Below are 21813 nucleotides of genomic sequence, written 5' to 3' on the forward strand. Positions count from 1 at the left end.
GCAATCAGCATGCTGCCCGCACAGAAACACACCCTGGAGACCCTGATCGCCGGCGCCGTCGCACACGTTGCGAAGGCCGCCGAAGGCGCGGCCGATGCCGCGTTCGTCGCTCCGCCGATCACGCTGGAGCGGCCCAAGGTCGCCGCGCACGGCGACGTCGCGTGCAACGTTGCGATGCAGCTCGCGAAACCGCTGCGCGCGAATCCGCGCCAGCTCGCGCAGCAGATCGTCGATGCGCTGGTCGCGCAGCCCGGCGCAACCGGCCTGATCGAGTCGGCCGAAGTAGCCGGCCCCGGCTTCATCAACCTGCGCATCGCGGCCGCCGCGAAGCGCGCGGTCGTCGGCGAAGTGTTCGCCGCGCGCGAAGCGTTCGGCCGCTCGCAGCGCGAAGCCGGCAAGCGCGTGCTGGTCGAGTTCGTGTCCGCGAATCCGACCGGCCCGCTGCACGTCGGCCACGGCCGCCAGGCCACGCTCGGCGACGCGCTGTCGAACGTGCTCGCGTCGCAGGGTTATGCGGTGCACCGCGAGTTCTACTACAACGACGCGGGCGTGCAGATCCAGAACCTCGCGGTCTCCACCCAGGCGCGCGCGCGCGGCCTGAAGCCCGGCGACGCGAACTGGCCCGAGGCCGCGTACAACGGCGAATACATCGCGGACATCGCGCGCGACTACCTCGCGGGCGCGACGGTCGCCGCGAAGGACGGCGAGCCGGTCAAGGGCGCGGGCGACCCCGAGGATCTCGACGCGATCCGCCGTTTCGCGGTCGCGTATCTGCGCCACGAGCAGGATCTCGACCTGCAGGCGTTCGGCGTGAAGTTCGACCAGTACTACCTGGAGTCGTCGCTGTATCGCGAAGGCCGCGTGCAGAAGACCGTCGACGCGCTCGTCGCGGCCGGCGCGACCTACGAGCAGGACGGCGCGCTGTGGCTCAAGACGACCGACTACGACGACGACAAGGACCGCGTGATGCGCAAGTCCGACGGCACCTACACGTACTTCGTGCCGGACGTCGCATACCACGTGACGAAGTGGGAGCGCGGCTTCACGAAGGTGATCAACGTGCAGGGCTCGGACCACCACGGCACGATCGCGCGCGTGCGCGCGGGCCTGCAATGCCTCGGCATCGGCATCCCGAAGGGCTACCCCGACTACGTGCTGCACAAGATGGTCACGGTGATGCGCGACGGCCAGGAAGTGAAGATCTCGAAGCGCGCGGGCAGCTATGTGACCGTGCGCGACCTGATCGAATGGTCGGGCGGCGCGACGCCGGACAGCGAAACCGCGTCGGGCGCGATCGACGAGGCGACCATCCGCCGCGGCCGCGATGCGGTCCGCTTCTTCCTGATTTCCCGCAAGGCCGACACGGAGTTCGTGTTCGACATCGACCTCGCGCTGAAGCAGAACGACGAGAACCCGGTGTACTACGTGCAGTACGCGCATGCCCGCATCTCGTCGGTGATCGCCGAATGGAAGTCGCGCCATCAGGGCGACGAAGCCGCGCTGCCCGGCGTGGACCTCGCGCCGCTCGCGAGCGAACGCGCGCTCGCGCTGATCGCGAAGCTCGGCGAATTCCCGGACATGCTCGCGCACGCGGCCGACGAACTCGCGCCGCACGCGGTTGCGTTCTACCTGCGTGAACTCGCCGCGGAGTTTCACTCGTTCTACAATGCCGAACGCGTTCTCGTGGACGACGCGGCCGAGCGCGACGCGCGCGTCGCGCTGCTCGCGGCAACGCGCCAGGTGCTCGCCAACGGCCTCGCGATGATCGGCGTATCCGCGCCCGAGCGGATGTAACGCGCCCGCCGGCCTATCCGGAGCGACATGTTTGGGGCCGCCCGCGCGCCGCGGCCGGCCCTTCCACGATTCTCTTGTTTGCAGGTGATTCAGACGATGGCAAAACCGCGCCGCACTACAAAACAGTCGAAGCAGTCCGGGGGAACCTTTCTGGGCATCGTGCTGGGCCTGATCGTCGGCCTGGCGATCGCGGTGGTGGTGGCGCTCTACATCACGCGCGCGCCGACGCCGTTCGTGTCGAAGGTCGCGCCGCCCGCCGCCGCGCCGGACAACGGCGCAAGCCAGTCCCAGCAATACGATCCGAACCGCGTGCTGCAAGGCAAGTCGCCCGGCCAGCCGGTGCCGCAGGCCGCGCAGCCGACGCCGCCGAACACCGCGCCCGGCCAGTCCACCGCGCAGTCGCAATCGTCGGGCATGCTCGACGAGCCGCAGATCGTCGAAGTGCCGCCGGCCGGCGCAAGCGCGGGCGTCGCGCCCGCTCCCGGCGCGGCGAACGGCGTCGCGGTCGCGCCGAAGCCGTCCAGCGGCGATACCGGCACGGCCGCGAAGAAGCCGCAACCGGCCGCCAGCGCGCCGGCACAGGCGCTCGCCAACAACCCGCCGTCGAAGCCTGCGCAGGCGGCGCCCGCGCCCGGCGACGCGAACACCGGCTACTTCCTGCAGGTCGGCGCGTACAAGACGTCCGCCGACGCCGAGCAGCAGCGCGCGCGGCTCGCGTTCCAGGGCTTCGAATCGAAGGTCACCCAGCGCGATGCGGGCGGTGTCACGTATTATCGTGTGCGCATCGGACCGTTCGCGAAGTTCGAGGACATGAACTCCACGCGTCAGCGGCTGTCCGATGCGGGCGTCGATACTGCGGTGATCCGCTTTACGAAGCAGTAACACGCTCCCGCTGCCGCATCCGGCCGCTTCGGCGGCCGGCCTCGCGGCGAAGCCGGTACAACGCAGCACCGACTGTCGGAACGGCCCGCCCGGCGCGTATCGCGTCGGCAGACCGCGCCGTCAACGAGCGGCGGGCGATTGCCCGCCGATGCACGTCAACGTGGGTTACACGACATGAAAAGACTCCTCGGTTCGCTATTGCTTTCCTTTTCGCTGATCGCCGCCGGCGGTGCGCAGGCCTCGCCCGCCGCGCCGGTCGCCAACAAGGACTACACGGTCCTGAAGACGCCGCAGCCGGTCGACGTGCCGCCCGGCAAGATCGAAGTGATCGAATTCTTCTGGTACGGCTGTCCGCACTGCAACGAATTCAACCCGTTCCTCGAAGCGTGGATCAAGAAGCAGGAGCCGGACGTCGTGTTCAGGCGCGTGCCGGTTGCGTTCCGCGACGACTTCATCCCGCACTCGAAGATGTTCTATGCGCTCGACGCGCTCGGCCTCGCGCAGAAGCTGACGCCGGTGGTGTTCCACGAGATCCACGTGAACAAGAACTACCTGCTCACGCCGGAAGACCAGGCGAAGTTCCTCGCGACCCAGGGCGTCGATCCGAAGAAGTACATGGAAGCGTACAACTCGTTCTCGACGCAGAGCGCGCTGAAGCGCGACCAGCAACTGCTCCAGAACTACCAGATCGACGGCGTGCCGACGCTCGCGGTGCAGGGCAAGTACCTGACCGGCCCGGCATCGACGAACAGCCTGCCGGGCGCGATCCAGGTGCTCGACTATCTGGTCGCGCAGGTTCGCGCAAAGAAGATGTAAGCCCCGACGCGCCGGCATGAGCGAACCGTTGAAGGTCTTCATCACCGGCGCGTCGAGCGGGATCGGCCGCGCGCTCGCGGCCGAATACGCGCGGCGCGGCGCGATTCTCGGGCTCGTCGCGCGCCGCGCCGACGCCCTCGCCGACTTCCGGCAATCCCATCCCGACTGTTCCATCTCGATCTATCCGGCCGACGTGCGCGACGCGGCTGCGCTCGCGCATGCGGCGCAGCAGTTCGTCGCGGCGCACGGGCAGCCCGACGTCGTGATCGCGAACGCGGGCGTGAGCCGCGGCGTCGTCACCGGCGAAGGCGACCTCGGCGCGTTCCGCGACGTGATGGACACCAACTACTTCGGCATGGTCGCGACGTTCGAGCCGTTCGCGGCCGCGATGCGCGACGCGCGCCGCGGCACGCTGGTCGGCATCGCGAGCGTCGCCGGCGTGCGCGGGCTGCCCGGCTCCGGCGCGTACAGCGCGTCGAAGGCCGCGGCGCTCGCGTACCTCGAATCGCTGCGCGTCGAGATGCGGCCGGCCGGCGTGAAGGTCGTCACGATCGCGCCCGGCTACATCCGCACGCCGATGACCGCGCGCAACCCGTATCCGATGCCGTTCCTGATGGACGTCGAGCGCTTCGCCGCGAAGAGCGCGGACGCGATCGCGCAGGGCCGCGCGTTCGCGGTATTCCCGTGGCCGATGCGGATCGCCGCCGCGCTGCTGCGGGTGCTGCCGCGCTGGCTGTACGACCGCGCATTCGAGAACGCGCCGCGCAAGCCGCGCGCGGCCGGGCAATAACCGTAAGCCCCTCTGTGGCCATCGTCCCCGCGCTCAAGCCGCTAACGAATGCGCTTATGCGGATTCGTCGGTTGTCGCGACAATGTCCGTTCGATTAAGCTTGCGGCGACCGGGGCCGAATCGCGACGCGCTTTCGCAGAGGCGCGCCGACACGACCGAGGCAATCGCGGCGAACCGTGCCGCCACGGCCCGCCACCGCAGATAAACGGAGATCCCATGCGCTTCACGCTGTCCGCCATCGCACCCGCCGCGCTCGCGGCCGCGCTCGCCGTCGCCGCCGCACCCGCGCTCGCGAAACCGCTGACGGTCTGCACCGAGTCGAGCCCGGACGGCTTCGACGTCGTGCAGTTCAACTCGCTCGTGACGACGAACGCGTCCGCCGACGTGATCTTCAATTCGCTCGTCGCGTACGACGAGGCCGCTAAAAAGGTCGTACCGTCGCTCGCCGACAAGTGGGACGTGAGCGCGGACGGCCTCACGTACACGTTCCATCTGCGCCCGAACGTGCCGTTCCAGACGACCGCGTGGTTCAAGCCGACGCGCCCGTTCGACGCGGACGACGTCGTGTTCACGTTCGCGCGGATGCTCGACCCGGACAATCCGTGGCACAAGGTGACCGGCGCGAGCGGCTTCCCGCACGCGCAGTCGATGGGGCTGCCGAAGCTGATCAAGTCCGTCTCGAAGGTCGACGACCATACGGTGAAGTTCGTGCTGAGCGAGCCGAATGCGACGTTCCTGTCGATCCTGACGATGGGTTTCGCGTCGATCTACCCGGCCGAATACGCAGACCAGTTGCTGAAGGCCGGCAAGCCGACGGACCTGAACGCGCAGCCGGTCGGCACCGGCCCGTTCGTGCTGAAGAGCTACACGAAGGACGCAGTGATCCGCTACGACGTGAACCCGTCGTACTGGGGGCCGAAGCCGAAGGTCGACCGGCTGATCTACGCGATCACGCCGGACGCTGCGGTGCGCGCGCAGAAGGTGAAGGCCGGCGAATGCCAGATCGCGCTGTCACCGAAGCCGCAGGACGTCGCGGCCGCGAAGGGCGACAGCGCGCTGAGGGTCGTGCAAACGCCCGCGTTCATGACCGCGTTCGTCGCGCTGAACACGCAGAAGAAGCCGCTCGACAACCCTAAGGTGCGTCAGGCACTGAACATGGCGTTCGATCGCACGACGTATCTGAAAACGGTATTCGACAACACCGCGACGCCCGCGACGAACCCGTGGCCGCCGATCACGTGGGGCTACAACCATTCGATCCAGCCGTATCCGTACGACGTCGCGAAGGCGAAACAACTGCTCGCGTCGGCCGGTTTCCCGAACGGTTTCGCGACGACGATCTGGGTGCGGCCGAACGGCAGCGTGCTGAACCCGAACCCGCGCGCGGGCGCGGAACTGCTGCAGGCCGACTTCGCGAAGATCGGCGTGAAGGCGGACATCAAGGTGATCGAATGGGGCGAACTCATCAAGGAGGCGAAGCAGGGCCAGCACGACACGCTGTTCATGGGCTGGGCCGGCGACAACGGCGACCCGGACAACTATCTGTCGCCGCTCTTCAGCTGCAACGCGGTGCAGTCGGGGATCAACTTCGCGCGCTTCTGCGACACACAGTTAGACAAGCTGATCGCGGACGGCAAGGCAACGCCGGACATCGCGAAACGCACGAAGGCGTATGAAGCCGCGCAGAAGATCATCCACGATCAGGCGCTGTGGATTCCGCTCGGTTACCCGGTTGCCGCCGCGATCACGCGTGCGAACGTCGGCGGTTATCAGGTGAGTCCGTTCGGACGGCAGAACTTCGCGGGCGTGTCGGTGCAATAAACGCGTGCAGTAAGCCCGCCGCCGCCCGCAACGAAAAAGGCGCTTCGGTTTTCCGAAGCGCCTTTTTTACTTGAGGCCCGCGACGATCTGGTCGTACGTGCCGCCGTCCGAGAAGTGCGTCTGCTGCGCCTTCTGCCAGCTGCCGAACACCTGCTCGACAGTGAAGGTCTTCAGCGGCTTGAACTCGTCCGCGTGTTTCGCGAGCACCGCGGCGTCGCGCGGCCGCAGATGGTGCTGCGCGATGATCTCCTGCGCGGCCGGCGTGTACAGGTAGTCCAGATACGCCTGCGCGACCTTGCGGGTGCCGCGCTTGTCGACCACCTTGTCGACGATCGACACCGGCGGCTCCGCGAGCAGGCTCACCGACGGATACACCGCCTCGAAGTCGTTCGCGCCGACGCCGCTGCGGATCAGGCCGACCTCGTTCTCGAACGTGACCAGCACGTCGCCGATGCCGCGCTGCGTGAACGTGGTCGTCGCGCCGCGGCCGCCCGCGTCGAGCACCGGCACGTTGTGCAGCAGCGCCTTCGCGAAGTCGAACGCCTGCGCATCGGTTGCGCCCTGCTGCTTGCGGTAGCCCCAGGCGGCCAGATACGCATAACGGCCGTTGCCGGACGTCTTCGGATTCGCGATCACGACCTGGATGCCCGGCTTCACGAGATCGCTCCAGTCGTTGATGTGCTTCGGGTTGCCCTTGCGCACGAGGAACACCATCGTCGTCGTGTACGGCGCGCTGTCGTACGGCAGCCGCTTGCGCCAGTCCGCCGGCACCAGTTGGCCGCGCTCCGCGAGCAGGTCGATGTCGTTCGGCTGGTTCATCGTCACGACGTCGGCCTGCAACCCTTGCAGCACCGACAGCGCCTGCGCGCTCGACGCGCCGTGCGACTGGCGGATCGACACGGTCTCGCCGGTCTTCTGCTTGTACTGCTCGATGAACGCCGTGTTGATGTCCTTGTACAGCTCGCGCGTCACGTCGTACGACACGTTGAGCAGCGACGTGTCGGCGGCGGCATTGCCGGCCGCGAAGGTCGCCGAAGCTGCGATGAGTCCTGCGCCGAGCCAGCGCGATACGCGTCCCGAAACTGCCATGGTGTTCCCCGTCTGTTGTTGAAAGGCGTCGCCGGCCGCCGCATGCGGCGCGCCGCCGACCCACGATTCTAGCGGGGTCGCCCGCATCGCTTATGCGCGAAGCGGCTTTGCTTATCAGGATTCGAGCTATAGGCGGGTCACGCCATGATGTGCGCGCCGCCGTCGATGTACACGGTGTTGCCGCTCATCCGGCGCGCGTACGGCGTCGCGAGGTACGCGGTCGCATAGCCGACGTCCATGATGTCGACCAGTTCGCCGAGCGGCGCGCGGTCCACCGCTTCCGCGAGCATCCGGTCGAAGTCCGGCAGGCCGGACGCCGCGCGCGTCTTCAGCGGCCCCGGCGAGATCGCATGCACGCGGATTCCGCGCGGCCCGAGTTCGTACGCGAGGTAGCGGCACGCGGATTCGAGCGCGGCCTTCACCGGACCCATCAGGTTGTAGCTCGGCACCACACGGTTCGCGCCGTCGTAGCTCATCGCGAACAGCGTGCCGCCGTCGCGCATCAGCGGCGCCGCCCGCTTCGCCATCCGGATGAACGAGTGGCACGACACGTCCATCGCATAGGCGAAACCCTGCGCGGACGAATCGAGCAGGCCGCCCTGAAGATCGATCTTCGGCGCGAACGCGATCGAATGCAGCGCGATGTCGAGCCCGCCCCACGTGTCGCGCAGCGACGCGAACACCGCGTCGAGCTGCTCGTCGCTTTCGACGTTCAGCGGCAGCAGCAGGTCCGCGCCGAGTTCGGCCGCGAGCGGCTCGACGTAGGCTTTCGCCTTGTCGTTCAGGTAGGTGAGCGCGAGCCGCGCGCCGAGGTCGCGGAACGCGCGCGCGCAGCCGTACGCGATCGAGTCCGCGTTCGCGACGCCGGTCACGAGCGCATGCATGCCGGCGAGCGGCAGTTGGGGAGTGGACGACATGACAGACCTCGCTGATAGGACGCCGATGCGGTGACGTCGATGACGTGACGCCGACGATGCAGTTTGCCGCGCGTGCCGCAGCGAAAACGCGCGCGCGGAAACAATACGAAAGCGGTACCCGGAGGATGGCGGATCGGCGGACCTTGCGACGCGGGACGGAACACGCCGCGCAAGGTCCGCCGATCGGTGCTGCGCTCAGGCCGCGCTTATTCGCCGGCGGCCCGCGTCACCCGCCGCCGCCCGACCGGCGACGCCGCCGCGCGCGCCGGAGACCCGGATGCGGGCCGCACGCGCTTCGTCGTCTTCACCGCTTTCGCGGCGGTCTTTGCGCCGGCTGCCGGTTTCGACCCGGCGCCGGCGGCGGCCTTCGCCTTCGGCTTCACCGACGACTTCGCGCCAACCGCCGCGCCAGCCGGCTGCGCTTCGTGCTCGACGATCGGCACCGCAACTTCCGCCGTCACCGCTTTGTCGTGCACGGGCGCCGCGGCCTGCGGCGCCGGCGCTTCGAACTTCGGCGCAACCGTTGCGACTGGCGCGGGCAAAGCGGGCTTCCCGGCACCCGTCTCCACGCCGAACACCTGCTCGACCTCGCGGAAGCGCGCGCGCCGTTCGCCGTCGAGCGGCCCGTTCACCGTGAACACGCGATACACGGCGACGAGCAGCGCGCGCCGCGTCGCGACGTCCGGCACGAGTTCCGGCAGCGCCTCGATCGCGGCCTTCGGATCGAGCTGCACGATGAAGCCCTGGCGGCGCGCGGCGGCCTTCAGTTCCGCGACCGTCGGCTGATTGTCGCCGAGGTATTGCCGCGCGAGTTCGCGCATCCGCTGGAACGGCCGGTACTGCACCGTGTGCATTTCGTCCGCGAGATACGCAACGATCCGCATGAACGCATCGACGAGGCTGCCCTTCGCGAGATTCTCGCGCGCCGCCTTGAGCCGCAGCGTCGCCAGTTCCTTGCGCAGTTCCATCAGCGGCGGCGCGGTCGGATTGAGCGGCGTGTTCGGCACGACGCCGACGAGCGCCTGCACCCAAGGCGCCGAATACACGTTGTAGAACGTGCTTTCGACCCACGCGTCGCGCGTGTCGCGATAGCTGTCGAGCACCGACTCGATGGTCGCCGACATCTGCTTTTCCAGCAGCACGAACGGATTGTCCGCCGCGACCGGCCGGCGATGGCTGCGCACCGTGTCCGCGACGGCCGGCAGCACCGCGAGCGCCGGGTTCGCGTCGCTCAGCACGCTGCGCTCGACGCGCGACGGATGCGTCTCGCGCAGCAGATGCGCGGAAAACGCGTTGCTCGACGCCCGCACGAACGGCGACACGAACAGGTCGTACAACCGCTGGTTGTTCTCCGCGAAACGCCGCACGACTTCGAACGGCTGCTCATCGGTGCGGCCGTCGTCCAGCGCGAGGATGTCGTCGGTCGTGCGCCGCTCGAAGCGGATCTCATAACGCCCTTCGAGGGCTTCGAGCCGCCCCGCCTCCGGCGTCGTGTCGGTGATCTTCGCTTCGTACAGGCCCGGCGGCAGCACGTCGATCAGGTCGAGCGCCGAGAACAGTTCGGTATGCTCGCGGTTCGCGACGCTCGACGACACGAAGATCCCGAGGTGCCCGACCTTGTCGTGCAGGCAATAGACGATCACCTGCTCGTTCGCGATGATCTCGTCGACGCTCGCGTACAGGTCCGGAATCCAGTTCAGCGCCTGCTGCGGCGGCGTGATGTTGTCGCCCCACGACGCGAGCACGATGATCGGCGTGCGGATGTTGCGCAGATCGACCGGCGCGCGCGCGTTCTTCGCGTACACCTCGTTGCGCGTCAGATGATTGCCGACGAACAGGTTCTGCACGATCCAGTCGATTTCCGCGCGGTTCAACTGGAAGTGGCCGCCCCACCAGCGTTCGAATTCGAGGAAGCGATCGCGCTCCGTGTCGACCTTCGCGTACAGGTTGTACAGCTTGCCCCACAGCGTATTCGCCGGGTTCAGGCTCTCGAAGTTCTGCACGAGGTACGCGCCGTCGAAGTGGCCGTCGCCCAGGTCCGACGCGAGCGACGCGACCCACGACCCGCCGAGCATGCCGCCCGAATAGCGCATCGGATTCTTGCCGCGCACACCGGCCCAGTACGACAGCGGCGAGCCCGCGAGCATCAGCGGGCCGACGAGTTCCGGCGCGGACGCGGCGAGCAGCGCGGCGGCCCAGCCGCCCTGGCAGTTGCCGATCACGAACGGCAGGCCGTCCGCGTCCGGATGCAGTTCGCGCACCTTGCGCAGGAACGCGGCCTCGGCGCGCGCAACCGACTGGATCGTCTGCGTCTCGCACGGCACCGGGAAGAACGTCACGAAATAACACGGGTGCCCCTTGCGGAGCGCGACGCCGATCTCGCTGTCCATCTTGAAACCCGCGATGCCGGGGCCGTGGCCCGCGCGCGGGTCGATCACGACGAACGGGCGCATCCGCGGATCGGTCGGCGCATCGTCGGCCGGCAGGATGCGCAGCAGCGCGTAATTCGCCGGGTCGTCGAGTTCGCGGCCGTCCACGACGACTTCGTAAGGAAAGGTGAGCACCGGCGGCATGCCGGCCTTCTCGTGCAGGTAAGTCTCGTTGCCGCGTTCGCGCAGCACGTCGAGAAACAGCACGCTGCGCTGCCACGCGTCGAACAGGTAATCGGTCAGGGGCTGGAGCGCCGCGGGCACGGTTGGCGGCGCGGCGACGGAAGGAAATGCGGGAGCGGAAACTGCCACGACACGTTTCTCCTCGATAAGGGAGCGCCGGAATGCGGGATCGGATAGCGGCAGACCGCATCGCGAGCGAGCGGCCCGCTCGCGGCGAGCGCGCACCGGCGACGCGTCGTCACGCAGCGCCATGCTGCACCGCGGTATCTCAATTTAGAAAGCGTGCCGGTCAAAGTCAAGCGTCCGGCAAAGGGCAGGATCGCGCGACAACATGAACGATGCATGACGCCGCACGCGGCACTCCGCCGCATCTGCTAAAAAACAAGGACAGATACCGCACAGCGATCCGGAACCCTGATTTACACTGAGGTCCGCCTTGCGCTGCAGCAACGCAGCGCGCCGCGGGAAACCGCCCGTGCAGCACGGAGACGTTCATGACTTCATCGCCTGACAAGTACTCTGCGCTGCTTCAGCGCTGCGCCGGATTCCCGGCGATTCCCACCGCCGTCGCGCATCCATGCGACGCTTCGTCGCTGAGCGGCGCGCTCGATGCGGCGAGCCTCGGACTGATCGTGCCGATCCTCGTCGGCCCGGAAGCGAAGATCCGCTCGGTCGCCGCCGAAACGAACGTGTCGCTCGACGGCGTGAAGATCGTCGACGCGCCGCACAGCCACGCGGCCGCCGAAAAAGCGGTGCTCGCGGTGCGCAGCGGCGAGGCGGAACTGCTGATGAAAGGCAGCCTGCACACCGACGAACTGCTGCACGAAGTGGCGTCGTCGACGAACGGGCTGCGCACCGAACGCCGGCTGTCGCACGTGTTCGCGATGGACGTGCCGTCGTATCACAAGCCGCTCTTCATCACCGACGCGGCGGTGAACATCTTCCCGAAGCTCGCGGACAAGGCCGACATCGTGCGCAACGCGATCGAACTCGTGCAGGCGCTCGGCATTCCGCTGCCGAAGGTCGCGATCCTGTCCGCGGTCGAGACGGTCACCGACAAGATCCCGTCGACGATCGACGCGGCCGCGCTGTGCAAGATGAGCGACCGCGGCCAGATCACCGGCGCGCTGCTCGACGGCCCCCTCGCGTTCGACAACGCGATCAGCCACGAGGCCGCGCGCATCAAGGGCATCCGCTCGGAGGTCGCCGGCGACCCGGACATCCTGCTCGTGCCCGACCTCGAAGCGGGCAACATGCTCGCGAAGCAGCTGACCTTTCTCGCCGGCGCGGAAGCGGCCGGCATCGTGCTCGGCGCGCGCGTGCCGATCATCCTGACGAGCCGCGCGGACACCGTGCGCTCGCGGATCGGCAGTTGCGCGATCGCGGTGCTGCTCGCGCATGCGCGGCGCGCGCGCAAGACCACGGAGGCCGCGTGAGCACGCTTGCCCATCCGCTTCCGGCGATCGAGGGCCACGTCGTCCTCGTCGTCAACGCGGGATCGTCGAGCATCAAGTGCTCGGTGTATCGCGTGGTCGACGACCCACAGGCCGAAGGCGGCGCGCGCGCGATTCTCGGCGCGGGCGGCCAGATCGAGGCGATCGGCGTGACGCCGCGCGTGGTCGCCCACATGGCGGACGGCCGGCTGATCGTCGACGAGACGTTTCCGGTCGCGCAGGTGTCCGACCATGACGCCGCGTTCCGGCTGCTGCGGCTCGTGCTCGCGGTCGGGCTGCGCGACACGCCGCCCGCCGCGATCGGCCACCGCGTCGTGCACGGCGGCGCGCATCACGCGGACGCGGTGCTGATCGACGACGCGGTGATCGAGGAACTCGACGCGCTGACGCCGCTCGCGCCGCTGCACCAGCCGCACAACCTGGAGGCGATCCGCGCGGTGCGCGCGGCCGCGCCGGATCTGGTGCAGGTCGCGTGCTTCGACACCGCGTTCCACGCGCGCGCCGGCGTGCTCGCGAAGCTGTTCGCGCTGCCGTACAGCTACTACGAGAACGGCATCCACCGTTACGGCTTTCATGGGCTGTCGTACGAGTACATCGCGCGGCGGCTGCATACGGTCGCGCCGGAGATCGCGCGCGGCCGCGTGATCGTCGCGCATCTCGGCAACGGCGCGAGCCTGTGCGCGATGCAGGACGGCAAGAGCGTCGAGACGACGATGGGCCTCACCGCGCTCGACGGCCTGCCGATGGGCACGCGTTGCGGCGCGCTCGACGCGGGCGCGGTGCTGTGGATGATGGCGCGCGGAATGAGCCGCGACGACATCGAAAAGACGCTTTATCAGGAGTCCGGGCTGAAGGGGCTGTCCGGCATCAGCAGCGACATGCGCGAGCTGCTGGCGAGCGACAGCGAACGCGCGAAGCTCGCGATCGAGTTCTTCACGTACCGGATTGCGCAGGACATCGGCAAGCTCGCGGTGACGCTCGGCGGACTGGACGGCGTCGTGTTCACCGGCGGCATCGGCGAGCATGCCGCGCCGGTGCGCGAAGCGGTGTGCGCGCGGCTGAAGGGATTGTTCGGCATCGACGTCGATCACGACGCGAACGCGGCGAACAAGCTGCGGATCGACGCGCACGGCAGCCGTGTGCCGGTGTTTGCGATCCCGACCGACGAGGAAGGGATGATCGCGCTGCACACCGCGCGCATTCTGCGCGACTCGCACAAGGGGTGAGTTTTCGGCACGCGGGCGGCGGCGCTTGCCGCTCTTTACGCACATTTGCCCGCTGCTTCACGCGAAGTTCAGACGTACACGGCGTCGCCGCCATCCGGCTGCGCATCGCGCAGCCGGCGCGGCGCTTCGCAATGCACGAGCGTATCGACGAAGTATTTCGCGCGCGGCCACGGGCCGAAGCCGGCGGCCGTGTTGATGTGTCCGGCGTCGCCGAGATTCACGAATGCGCTGCCGAGACGCTGCGCGAGTTCGCGCGCGCCGCCAAGCGGCATCCACGGATCGGTTTCGCTGCCGATCAGGATCGACGGCATCGCGAGGCGCCGCGCGTCGAGCGCGCCGGCGAAGCGGAATTTTTCCGGGCTCGCGGGCGCGACGAGCAGCACGCCGACGACGTCCGCGCCGGTCGCGCCGTGCTGCAGCGCATGCGCTGCGACGAGGCAGCCGAAGCTGTGCGCGGCCAGCAGGAACGGGCCGCGTTCGCGCGCGAGCAGGTCCGCGAGCGCGTTGCTCCACACGTGAAGATCGGGCGCGTCCCAGTCGTCCTGCTCGACGCGCAGCGAGCGCGGGAACTGCCGTTCGAGCCACGTTTGCCAATGCGCGCCGTCGCTGCCGTGCAGGCCCGGCACGGTCACGAGTCTCGGCGGCCAACGCGATTGAGCGCATGAAAACATGATCTTTCGTCGCTCCTGCAAGGCGGACATTCGAGCGTGCATTGTGGCTTCTCCCCCGCGCGCGTCGAACCAATTATTTTTGCTTTGCTTCTGATCCGCCCGCCCGGCGCGGGCTGCCGCGAAAGCGGGGAAAGCCGGGCGCACGCCGTCGCGAAAAAGTAGAATGGGGGCTTGTCACCCACAGACCCGGCATCGGGGGAGATCATGTCGCAGGCTACGAGCATCAACCAGCGGCCGTTGCAGCCGTTCCATCTCGCGTTTCCGGTCACGAGCCTCGATAACGCACGCGCGTTCTACGGCGGCCTGCTCGGCTGCCCCGAAGGGCGCAGTTCGCCCGAATGGGTCGATTTCGATTTCTTCGGCCATCAACTGGTCGCGCATCTCGCGCCGCAGGAAGCGGGCCATCGCAGCGTGAACCAGGTGGACGGCGACGACGTGCCGGTGCGCCACTTCGGCGTCGTGCTGTCGATGAGCGACTGGCACGCGCTCGCGGACCGGCTGACCACGGCCGGCACGAAGTTCGTCATCGAGCCGCACCTCCGCTTCAAGGGTGAAGTCGGCGAACAGGCGACGATGTTCTTCCTCGACCCGTGCGGCAACGCGCTCGAATTCAAGGCGTTCGCCGACATCGGCCGCCTGTTCGCGAAGTGACGCGCGCGGTCCCGGCCGTCGCGTATTCCGAAGCGGGCGCGAACCGATGAAGGTGCTGTTCCATCTGCCGCAGACCGACGCATCCGCGTGGCTGCACGGCCTTGCGCTCGCGCTGCCCGGCGCGGAACTGCGCGAATGGCAACCCGGCGACGACGCGCCGGCCGACTTCGCGATCGTCTGGAAGCCGCCGCGCGAACTGCTCGCCGCGCGCGCCGGCCTGCGCGCGATCTTCAACCTCGGCGCGGGCGTCGATGCGATTCTCGCGCTGGAGCGCGAGCATCCGGGCACGCTGCCGAAGGATGCGCCGCTGGTCCGGCTCGAAGATTCGGGCATGGCGCAGCAGATGAGCGAGTACGTGATGCACGCGGTGCTGCGTTATCAGCGGCGCTTCGACGAATACGGGCTCGCGCAGGCCCGCCGCGAATGGCACGGGCTCGCGCCGCATCCGCGCGACACGTTCACGGTGGGCGTGCTCGGCGTCGGCGTGCTCGGCGCGCAGGTCGCGCGCGCGGTCGCGTCGCTCGGGGTGCCGGTGCGCGGCTTCAGCCGCAGCGCGAAGCAGCTGGACGGCATCGACACCTACGCGGGCGAGCTGCACGGCGCGCAGTTCGATGCGTTCCTCGACGGCGTGAAGGTGCTCGTGAACCTGTTGCCCGCGACGCCGGACACGATCGACGCGTTGAACGCGCGCACGTTCTCGAAGCTCGCACGCGGCGCGTATCTGGTGAACGTCGCGCGCGGTACGCACGTCGTCGATCGGGATCTGCTCGACGCGCTGGCCGGCGGCACGCTGTCCGCCGCGACGCTCGACGTGTTCCGCGACGAGCCGCTCGCGGCGGAGCATCCGTTCTGGCGCGAGCCGCGCATCACGATCACGCCGCATTGCTCGGCGCTGACGCTGCGCGACGAGGCGATCGCGCAGATCGCGGACAAGATCGCGGCGCTGTCGCGCGGCGAAACCGTGAGCGGCGTGGTCGATACGGAACGCGGTTATTGAAGCGCGTTCCGTGTGAATCCCCCGCGTGGCTCCCCGCGCGAATCATCAGGAAGCCGGCGCATCGTTCGCGCCGGCCCGCAAAAGCAGGAGACAACAGATGGCATTGCCCGCAGCAGTGAAGATCGTCGAAGTCGGTCCCCGCGACGGTCTGCAGAACGAGAAGGACTTCGTGCCGACCGCGACCAAGATCGAACTCGTGAACCGCCTGTCGGCCGCGGGTTTTCCGAACGTGGAGACGACCTCGTTCGTGTCGCCGAAGTGGGTGCCGCAGATGGCCGACGCCGCCGACGTGATGGCCGGCATCGAGCGCCGGCCCGGCACGCTCTACTCGGTGCTGACGCCGAACCTGCGCGGCCTCGAAGGCGCGCTGGCCGCGCGCGCCGACGAGATCGTGATCTTCGGCGCCGCGAGCGAGGCGTTCTCGCAGAAGAACATCAACTGCTCGATCGCGGAAAGCATCGAGCGTTTCCGGCCGGTGACCGAAGCGGCGAAACAGCAGGGGCTGCGCATTCGCGGCAGCCTGTCGTGCGCGCTCGGCTGTCCGTATCAGGGCGATGTGCCGGTGTCGGCGGTCGTCGACGTGGTCGAGCGTTTCGCGTCCATCGGCTGCGACGAGATCGACATCGCGGACACGATCGGCGTCGGCACGCCGAAACGCACGCGCGAAGTGTACGAAGCGGTGACCAGGGTGTTCCCGCGCGAGCGGCTGTCCGGCCACTTCCACGACACGTACGGCCAGGCGCTCGCGAACATCTATGCGGCGCTGCTCGAAGGGATCACGATTTTCCACGCGTCGGTCGCGGGGCTCGGCGGCTGCCCGTATGCGAAGGGCGCGACCGGCAACGTCGCGACCGAGGACGTGCTGTACCTGATGAACGGCCTCGGCATCGACACCGGCGTCGATCTGAACCAGGTCGTCGCGGCCGGCGATTTCATCTCGACCGCGCTCGGCCGGCAAAACGCCTCGCGCGCCGGCAAGGCGCTGCTCGCGAAGTCGCGCAACGAAGCCGCGTGCGCATGACACAAGCCGCGGGCCGCATCGCGCGGCCCGCGCCCCAGACGGAAAGACTCCCATGACGGAAACCACGCTCTCCCCCTCCGATCACCTCGATGCGCTGCCCGACGCCGCGCGGCGCGTCGCGCAACTGCTGCGCGAACGCGGCCACGCGAAGCCGGTCGTGATGCTGCCCGAGACCGGCAAGACGTCCGCCGAAGCGGCGGCCGGACTCGGCTGCGACGTCGCGCAGATCGCGAAGTCGATCCTGTTTCGCCGCCGCGACGACGACGCGCCCGTGCTCGTGATCGCGAGCGGCGCGAACCGCGTCGACGAACGCAAGGTCGCCGCGCAGGTCGGCGAGATCGGCCGCGCGGACGCGAAGTTCGTCCGCGAAAAGACCGGTTATGCGATCGGCGGCGTCTGCCCGATCGGCCACGCGACGACGCCGGTCACGCTGATCGACGCGGACCTGTTCGCGCTCGACAGCCTGTGGGCCGCGGCCGGCCATCCGCATGCGGTGTTCAACCTGACGCCGCAGGAACTGGCCGCGCTGACCGGCGCGCCGGTCGTCGACGTCGCGCTGCGGGACGCGTGACGATGGGCTCGGCTGCTTCCACGCAGGGCGCGGCGCTGTTGCTGCCCGCGCCGCCGTCGCCGTGCATCAACGTGTGCCGGATGAACGACGCGACCGGCTGGTGCGACGGCTGCCTGCGCACGATCGACGAGATCGCCGGCTGGTCGTCGTTCGACGACGAAACGAAACGCGCGGTGTGGCAAGCAATCGAAACGCGCCACGTGCAATGGATCGCGCGGCGCGCGCCGAACCGGGGAGGCGCATCGTGAACGCCCCGGCCCGGGTGGTGAAGATCGGCGAGACCTGTTCGTCCAGGCTCGCGTTGTCGCCCGAATCGGTGAAGTCGTTCGCGACGCTCGTGAACGATCTGAACCCGCTGCATCACGACGACGCGTATGCCGCGCAGAGCCGCTTCGGCGGCCTGATCGCGTCCGGCACGCAGCCGTCCGCGCATTTCATGGCGCTGCTCGCGACGCACTTCTCCCAGTACGCGCAGCCGCTCGGCCTCGAATTCGACATCAAGCTGAAGCGCGCGTCGCACGCGAACGACGTGCTGACGTTCGAATGGCACGTCGTCGATGCGTGGTGGAAACCGAGCCTGAACGGCGACCTCGTGAAGCTCGTGGGGTCGGTCGAGAACCAGAACGGCGACACGGTCATTCTCGGCCACGCGACGATCCTCGTGATGCCGAAACCCGGCAGCGCGCCGCAATGAGCGCGGACGCGATGCTGCCGCCGTCGGTGCGCGTGTTCGAGCGCGGCTGGCTGTCGTCGAACAACGTGCTGCTCGTCGACGACACGCGCGCCGCGCTCGTCGACACCGGCTACGCGACGCACGCGGACCAGACCGTCGCGCTCGTGCGCCATGCGCTCGGCGCGCGTGCGCTCGACCTCGTGGTGAACACGCATCTGCATTCGGACCATTGCGGCGGCAACGCGCGACTGCAGGCCGAATGGCCGTGCGATACGCTGATTCCCGCTGCATCCGCGGACGCGGTGCGCGCCTGGGACGACGCGCGCCTCACGTTTCGCGCGACCGGTCAGGCCTGCGAACGCTTCGGCTTCACCGGCACGCTGTCGCCGGGAGACCGGCTGACGCTCGGCGGGCTCGACTGGCAGGTGATCGGCGCGCCCGGCCACGATCCCGATTCGGTGATGCTTCACTGCGCGGGCGCGCGCGTGCTGATCAGCGCGGATGCGCTGTGGGAGAACGGCTTCGGCGTGATCTTCCCGGAACTGGACGGCGCAAGCGGCTTCGCGGAACAGCAGGCGGTGCTCGAAACGATCGCGCGGCTCGACGTCGGCACCGTGATTCCGGGCCACGGCGCGCCGTTCACCGGCGTCGATGCGGCGCTCGAACGCGCGTTCGCGCGGATCGCGTGGCTGAAGGCCGACCCGGCGCGCAACGCGAAAAACGCGTTGAAGGTGCTGATCGTGTTCAAGCTGCTGGAAGTGCGCGAGATGCGCTTCGACACGTTGCTCGCGATGCTGCACGATGCCGACGCGATGCGCGCGGCGGCCACGCAGCTTGCGCCGCCGCAGCAATGGCCCGCGCTGCTGCGTGAGCTGACCGGCGATCTGGCGAAAAACGGCGCGGTTATCGCGGATGGCGAACGGATCGTCGCTCCGGCACACGTTTGACCGCCGCCACGGCGCTGCCGGGCAAAAAAAACGCTCGCCCTGGAGGGGCGAGCGTCAGTATCTTTCTCTGACGTGATCACTGTCGAGCGCATCATACCGTCGCGCGCGTTCGCGAAGCATCGGTGATTTCCCTACGGATTCCCGACGCGGCCGGCGGCTCCGCCTCGTGATGAAACGCCGGACGGCCGCGCCGGAACAACGGCGCAACCCGAAGCGAACGGCCCGCCTTCCGCTCGCGCGGGCCGCACGATTAGTTCAGTCATCCAGAGCAATTTCTCAACTCAGGTCGAAGACAGCTTCCGCCGTTGCGGCACGATCCGCCAGCCGAGATTCACGCCGGCGGCCGCGAGCAGGATCAGCACCGCGCCCGCGATCTGGCCGTACATGATGCCGGTGTGCACGATGCCGAGCGTGACGATCTGCGCCCAATGCACCGGCGTCGCCGGCAGCGTGCCGTAACGGATGAACGGCGCGAGCGCCAGCGCGCCGAACACCAGTTGCACGAGCGCGATCAGATGCGGCGGCGTGCCCGCGAGCCGCTTCGTGATGATCGACGACACCGCGTACAGGAACGCCGCGCCGGCCGCGTACGCGACGCCTTGCAGATACTGCCCCGGCACCGCGAGCACGGCCGGCTGCACTTTCACGACGCAGACCAGCCCGACGAACGCGATTGCGAGCCACGCGAGCGTCGATGCGCTGACGCGCTCGCGGAACACCAGCACGCCGAGGCCGACCAGCATGAACGGCTGCGTGTTGTACACGGCGGTCGCCATCGAGATCGACGCGCGCGAGTACGCGGCGAACAGCAACACCCAGTTCGCGACGATCGCCGCGCCGCCGAGCGCGGCCAGCGTGATGACGCGCAGCGACAGCCGCGAGCGGCGCAGCATCCCGAGCGCCGCGCAGACCACGGCGAGCGTCGCGCCGCCCAGCACGCAGCGCAGAAACGCGATGTTCAGCGGCGCCTGCTGCGATGCGACGACGAGCCAGCCGATCGTGCCGGACATCAGCATCGCGGCCGCCATCTCGGCCGCGCCGCGACGGATATCGGATGAAGCCATCGAATGCAATCCTCGAAGGAACGGTGAACGCACGGCGAGCGCAAACGAATGCCCGGCCCCGTTCGCGTGCGGGTGAAGTGCGAATGAGTGAAACCAGTTTAATAGCTTCGCCGACGCGAATACATCGCTAAACTAAGGCGCAAACGAACCCGCGCCTGCGAATCGAAGGCGAAGACAACGCAAAAGAGAACGCGACCATGACGAAACGCCCGACCGCCCCGGCTCGCTCCGCGCCGCTCGACGACGTGGATCGCGCGCTGCTCGCCGCGCTCGCGGAGGACAGCCGCGCGCCGGTCAGCGAACTCGCGAAACGCGTCGGGTTATCCGCGCCGAGCACGTCCGAACGCCTGAAGCGGCTCGAAACACAACGCGTGATCGACAGCTTCACCGTGCAGGTCGATCCGCGCGCGCTCGGTTATACGTTGCAGGCGATCGTTCGCGTGAAGCCGCTGCCGGGCCAGCTGCATCTGGTCGAAGACCTGATCCGGCGCATCCCGGAGTTCGTCGAATGCGACAAGGTCACCGGCGACGACTGCTTCATCGCGCGGCTCTACCTGTATTCGATCGAGCAACTGGACGAGATTCTGTCGAAGGTCGCCGAGCGCGCGGAAACCAGCACCGCGATCGTGAAGTCGACGCCGGTGCCGCGCCGCCTGCCGCCGCTCGGCTGACGGCGGCGCGCGGCGCTCACAGTACTTACGGTTCGCGCGCGTCGAAGAACGACCGCATCTCCGCGAGCAGCGCGTCGGGCGCTTCTTCCGGAATGTAGTGGCCGCACGGCAGCGCGACGCCGCTGACGTCGCGCGCGACCTTGCGCCATTCGGCGAGCGGATCGAAGCATTGTCCGATCACGCCGTGCTCGCCCCACAGCACGCGCAGCGGGCACGACACCTTGAGCCCGCGTTCGATATCCGCGCGGTCATGATCGAGGTCGATGGTCGCGGACGCGCGGTAGTCCTCGCACATCGCATGCACCGCGCCTGGCTGGCGCAGCGCGTGGCGATACGCGTCGAGCGCCTCCGGCGCGAACGGCGCGAGGCCCGCATGGCGGCTGCCCATCACGCGCTCGATGTAGGCGTCCGGGTTCGCGCCGATCAGCGCCTCCGGCAGCGGCTCCGGCTGGATCAGGAAAAACCAGTGGAAATACAGCGTCGCGAACCGGCGGTCGGTCTGCTCGTACATCGCGAGCGTCGGCGCGATGTCGAGCAGCATCAGCCGCTCGACCGCGTCCGGATGATCGAGCGCCATCCGGTGCGCGACGCGCGCGCCGCGATCGTGCGCGCAGACCAGAAACCGCTCGAAGCCGAAGTGGCGCATCACCGCGACCTGGTCCGCGGCCATCGCGCGTTTCGAATAGGTTTCGTGCGCCGCATCGCCATGCGGCTTCGACGACGCGCCATACCCTCGCAGATCGGTCGCGATCACCGTGAAGTGCGCGGCCAGTTCCTGCGCGCAGCGATGCCAGATCAGGTGCGTCTGCGGATGCCCGTGCAGGAGCAGCAACGGCGGACCGTCGCCGCCCTTCACCCCGGCGATGTCGACGCCATTGGCGGTGGAAACGGTGAAAGGCGCGAATGCGTCGAACGGCATGGCGTGTCTCTTTGTCATTGTTGGATCTGCGACATTGTAGGTGCGATGGTCGCAGCCGGTACGCGGTTTCTCCGCGCCGCAGCGGAAACCGAACACTCCCTCGAAAGCATCGTGGGTAACGTATGGCCGTCATGCACGCCTATAATCGAACGACCGTTTTATGCCGTGAACGACGAACGTCGCCGCGCACGGTTCGTCATCCCGATCGATCGACCGCAACGCAGTGC

21 protein-coding genes are annotated in these 21813 nt (G+C 68.3%); 15 read left to right on the forward strand and 6 right to left on the reverse strand.

Features of this window, described 5'->3' with window-relative positions; all coding sequences use genetic code 11:
* Window positions 1-9 precede the first annotated feature (9 nt).
* The 5 genes from argS (at window position 10) to BLV92_RS16350 (ending at window position 6103) form a co-directional block, all read left to right on the forward strand.
* Complete coding sequence (gene argS / locus BLV92_RS16330; protein WP_090546615.1) at window positions 10-1794, forward strand: arginine--tRNA ligase; 1785 nt, start codon at window positions 10-12, stop codon at window positions 1792-1794.
* Window positions 1795-1872: 78 nt separating this feature from the next.
* Window positions 1873-2676, forward strand: a complete 804-nt coding sequence (locus BLV92_RS16335; RefSeq protein WP_090546616.1) for an SPOR domain-containing protein — start codon at window positions 1873-1875, stop codon at window positions 2674-2676.
* A gap of 174 nt (window positions 2677-2850) precedes the next feature.
* Entirely contained in the window at window positions 2851-3492 is a 642-nt protein-coding gene (locus tag BLV92_RS16340) for a thiol:disulfide interchange protein DsbA/DsbL (protein ID WP_090546618.1), read from the forward strand.
* 16 nt (window positions 3493-3508) lie between these two features.
* Window positions 3509-4282 carry an SDR family oxidoreductase gene (locus BLV92_RS16345; RefSeq protein ID WP_090546620.1) on the forward strand — a complete coding sequence of 258 codons (774 nt, stop codon included), beginning with the start codon at window positions 3509-3511 and terminating at the stop codon, window positions 4280-4282.
* Between the two features lie 216 nt (window positions 4283-4498).
* The gene (locus tag BLV92_RS16350) at window positions 4499-6103 is read left to right on the forward strand and encodes an ABC transporter substrate-binding protein (protein ID WP_090546621.1); all 1605 of its coding nucleotides are present in this window, start codon (window positions 4499-4501) and stop codon (window positions 6101-6103) included.
* A 66-nt stretch (window positions 6104-6169) separates the two neighbouring features.
* Here the strand turns inward: BLV92_RS16350 and BLV92_RS16355 are convergent, their stop codons facing one another.
* The 3 genes from BLV92_RS16355 to BLV92_RS16365 all read right to left on the reverse strand — a co-directional run bounded on the left by BLV92_RS16355 (window position 6170) and on the right by BLV92_RS16365 (window position 10850).
* A complete protein-coding gene (locus tag BLV92_RS16355; RefSeq protein WP_090547143.1) occupies window positions 6170-7192 on the reverse strand; it encodes a sulfate ABC transporter substrate-binding protein in 1023 nt (340 codons plus the stop codon).
* Window positions 7193-7329: 137 nt separating this feature from the next.
* On the reverse strand, window positions 7330-8109 hold the full coding sequence (gene fabI / locus BLV92_RS16360; RefSeq protein WP_090546624.1) for an enoyl-ACP reductase FabI: 780 nt from the start codon (window positions 8107-8109) through the stop codon (window positions 7330-7332).
* Window positions 8110-8315: 206 nt separating this feature from the next.
* Window positions 8316-10850, reverse strand: a complete 2535-nt coding sequence (locus BLV92_RS16365) for a DUF3141 domain-containing protein (RefSeq protein ID WP_244283806.1) — start codon at window positions 10848-10850, stop codon at window positions 8316-8318.
* Window positions 10851-11215: 365 nt separating this feature from the next.
* Between BLV92_RS16365 and BLV92_RS16370 the strand changes: the two genes are divergently transcribed.
* Window positions 11216-12157 (forward strand): bifunctional enoyl-CoA hydratase/phosphate acetyltransferase, encoded by a 942-nt coding sequence (locus tag BLV92_RS16370; RefSeq protein ID WP_090546628.1) that lies wholly within the window; start codon window positions 11216-11218, stop codon window positions 12155-12157.
* Entirely contained in the window at window positions 12154-13401 is a 1248-nt protein-coding gene (locus BLV92_RS16375; protein ID WP_090546630.1) for an acetate/propionate family kinase, read from the forward strand. The genes BLV92_RS16370 and BLV92_RS16375 overlap by 4 nt, the downstream gene beginning before the upstream one ends.
* Window positions 13402-13469: 68 nt before the next feature.
* Here BLV92_RS16375 and BLV92_RS16380 read toward each other — a convergent pair whose 3' ends face one another.
* A complete protein-coding gene (locus BLV92_RS16380; RefSeq protein WP_090546632.1) occupies window positions 13470-14072 on the reverse strand; it encodes an RBBP9/YdeN family alpha/beta hydrolase in 603 nt (200 codons plus the stop codon).
* Between the two features lie 204 nt (window positions 14073-14276).
* Between BLV92_RS16380 and BLV92_RS16385 the strand changes: the two genes are divergently transcribed.
* The 7 genes from BLV92_RS16385 (at window position 14277) to BLV92_RS16415 (ending at window position 18932) form a co-directional block, all read left to right on the forward strand.
* Complete coding sequence (locus BLV92_RS16385) at window positions 14277-14723, forward strand: VOC family protein (RefSeq protein ID WP_166676903.1); 447 nt, start codon at window positions 14277-14279, stop codon at window positions 14721-14723.
* Window positions 14724-14769: 46 nt separating this feature from the next.
* Window positions 14770-15720 carry a 2-hydroxyacid dehydrogenase gene (locus BLV92_RS16390; RefSeq protein ID WP_090546634.1) on the forward strand — a complete coding sequence of 317 codons (951 nt, stop codon included), beginning with the start codon at window positions 14770-14772 and terminating at the stop codon, window positions 15718-15720.
* 97 nt (window positions 15721-15817) lie between these two features.
* Entirely contained in the window at window positions 15818-16741 is a 924-nt protein-coding gene (locus BLV92_RS16395) for a hydroxymethylglutaryl-CoA lyase (protein WP_090546636.1), read from the forward strand.
* Window positions 16742-16793: 52 nt separating this feature from the next.
* Window positions 16794-17312 (forward strand): YbaK/EbsC family protein, encoded by a 519-nt coding sequence (locus BLV92_RS16400; RefSeq protein ID WP_090546638.1) that lies wholly within the window; start codon window positions 16794-16796, stop codon window positions 17310-17312.
* A gap of 2 nt (window positions 17313-17314) precedes the next feature.
* Window positions 17315-17560 carry a DUF1289 domain-containing protein gene (locus BLV92_RS16405; RefSeq protein WP_090546639.1) on the forward strand — a complete coding sequence of 82 codons (246 nt, stop codon included), beginning with the start codon at window positions 17315-17317 and terminating at the stop codon, window positions 17558-17560.
* Window positions 17557-18006, forward strand: a complete 450-nt coding sequence (locus tag BLV92_RS16410) for a MaoC family dehydratase (protein ID WP_090547146.1) — start codon at window positions 17557-17559, stop codon at window positions 18004-18006. The genes BLV92_RS16405 and BLV92_RS16410 overlap by 4 nt, the downstream gene beginning before the upstream one ends.
* Window positions 18003-18932 carry an MBL fold metallo-hydrolase gene (locus BLV92_RS16415; protein WP_090546641.1) on the forward strand — a complete coding sequence of 310 codons (930 nt, stop codon included), beginning with the start codon at window positions 18003-18005 and terminating at the stop codon, window positions 18930-18932. Before BLV92_RS16410 ends, BLV92_RS16415 begins: the two co-directional genes overlap by 4 nt.
* Before the next feature lie 281 nt (window positions 18933-19213).
* On the opposite strand, the gene BLV92_RS16420 is transcribed toward BLV92_RS16415, so the two are convergent.
* Window positions 19214-19996 (reverse strand): DMT family transporter, encoded by a 783-nt coding sequence (locus tag BLV92_RS16420; protein ID WP_090546643.1) that lies wholly within the window; start codon window positions 19994-19996, stop codon window positions 19214-19216.
* Between the two features lie 197 nt (window positions 19997-20193).
* Here BLV92_RS16420 and BLV92_RS16425 point away from each other — a divergent pair, with 197 nt between their 5' ends.
* Window positions 20194-20667, forward strand: a complete 474-nt coding sequence (locus BLV92_RS16425) for an Lrp/AsnC family transcriptional regulator (RefSeq protein WP_090546645.1) — start codon at window positions 20194-20196, stop codon at window positions 20665-20667.
* A 25-nt stretch (window positions 20668-20692) separates the two neighbouring features.
* On the opposite strand, the gene BLV92_RS16430 is transcribed toward BLV92_RS16425, so the two are convergent.
* On the reverse strand, window positions 20693-21586 hold the full coding sequence (locus BLV92_RS16430) for an alpha/beta fold hydrolase (RefSeq protein WP_090546647.1): 894 nt from the start codon (window positions 21584-21586) through the stop codon (window positions 20693-20695).
* Window positions 21587-21813: the final 227 nt, after the last annotated feature.

Origin of the sequence: Paraburkholderia caballeronis, assembly GCF_900104845.1 — a bacterium.
Taxonomy (GTDB): Bacteria; Pseudomonadota; Gammaproteobacteria; order Burkholderiales; family Burkholderiaceae; genus Paraburkholderia; species Paraburkholderia caballeronis.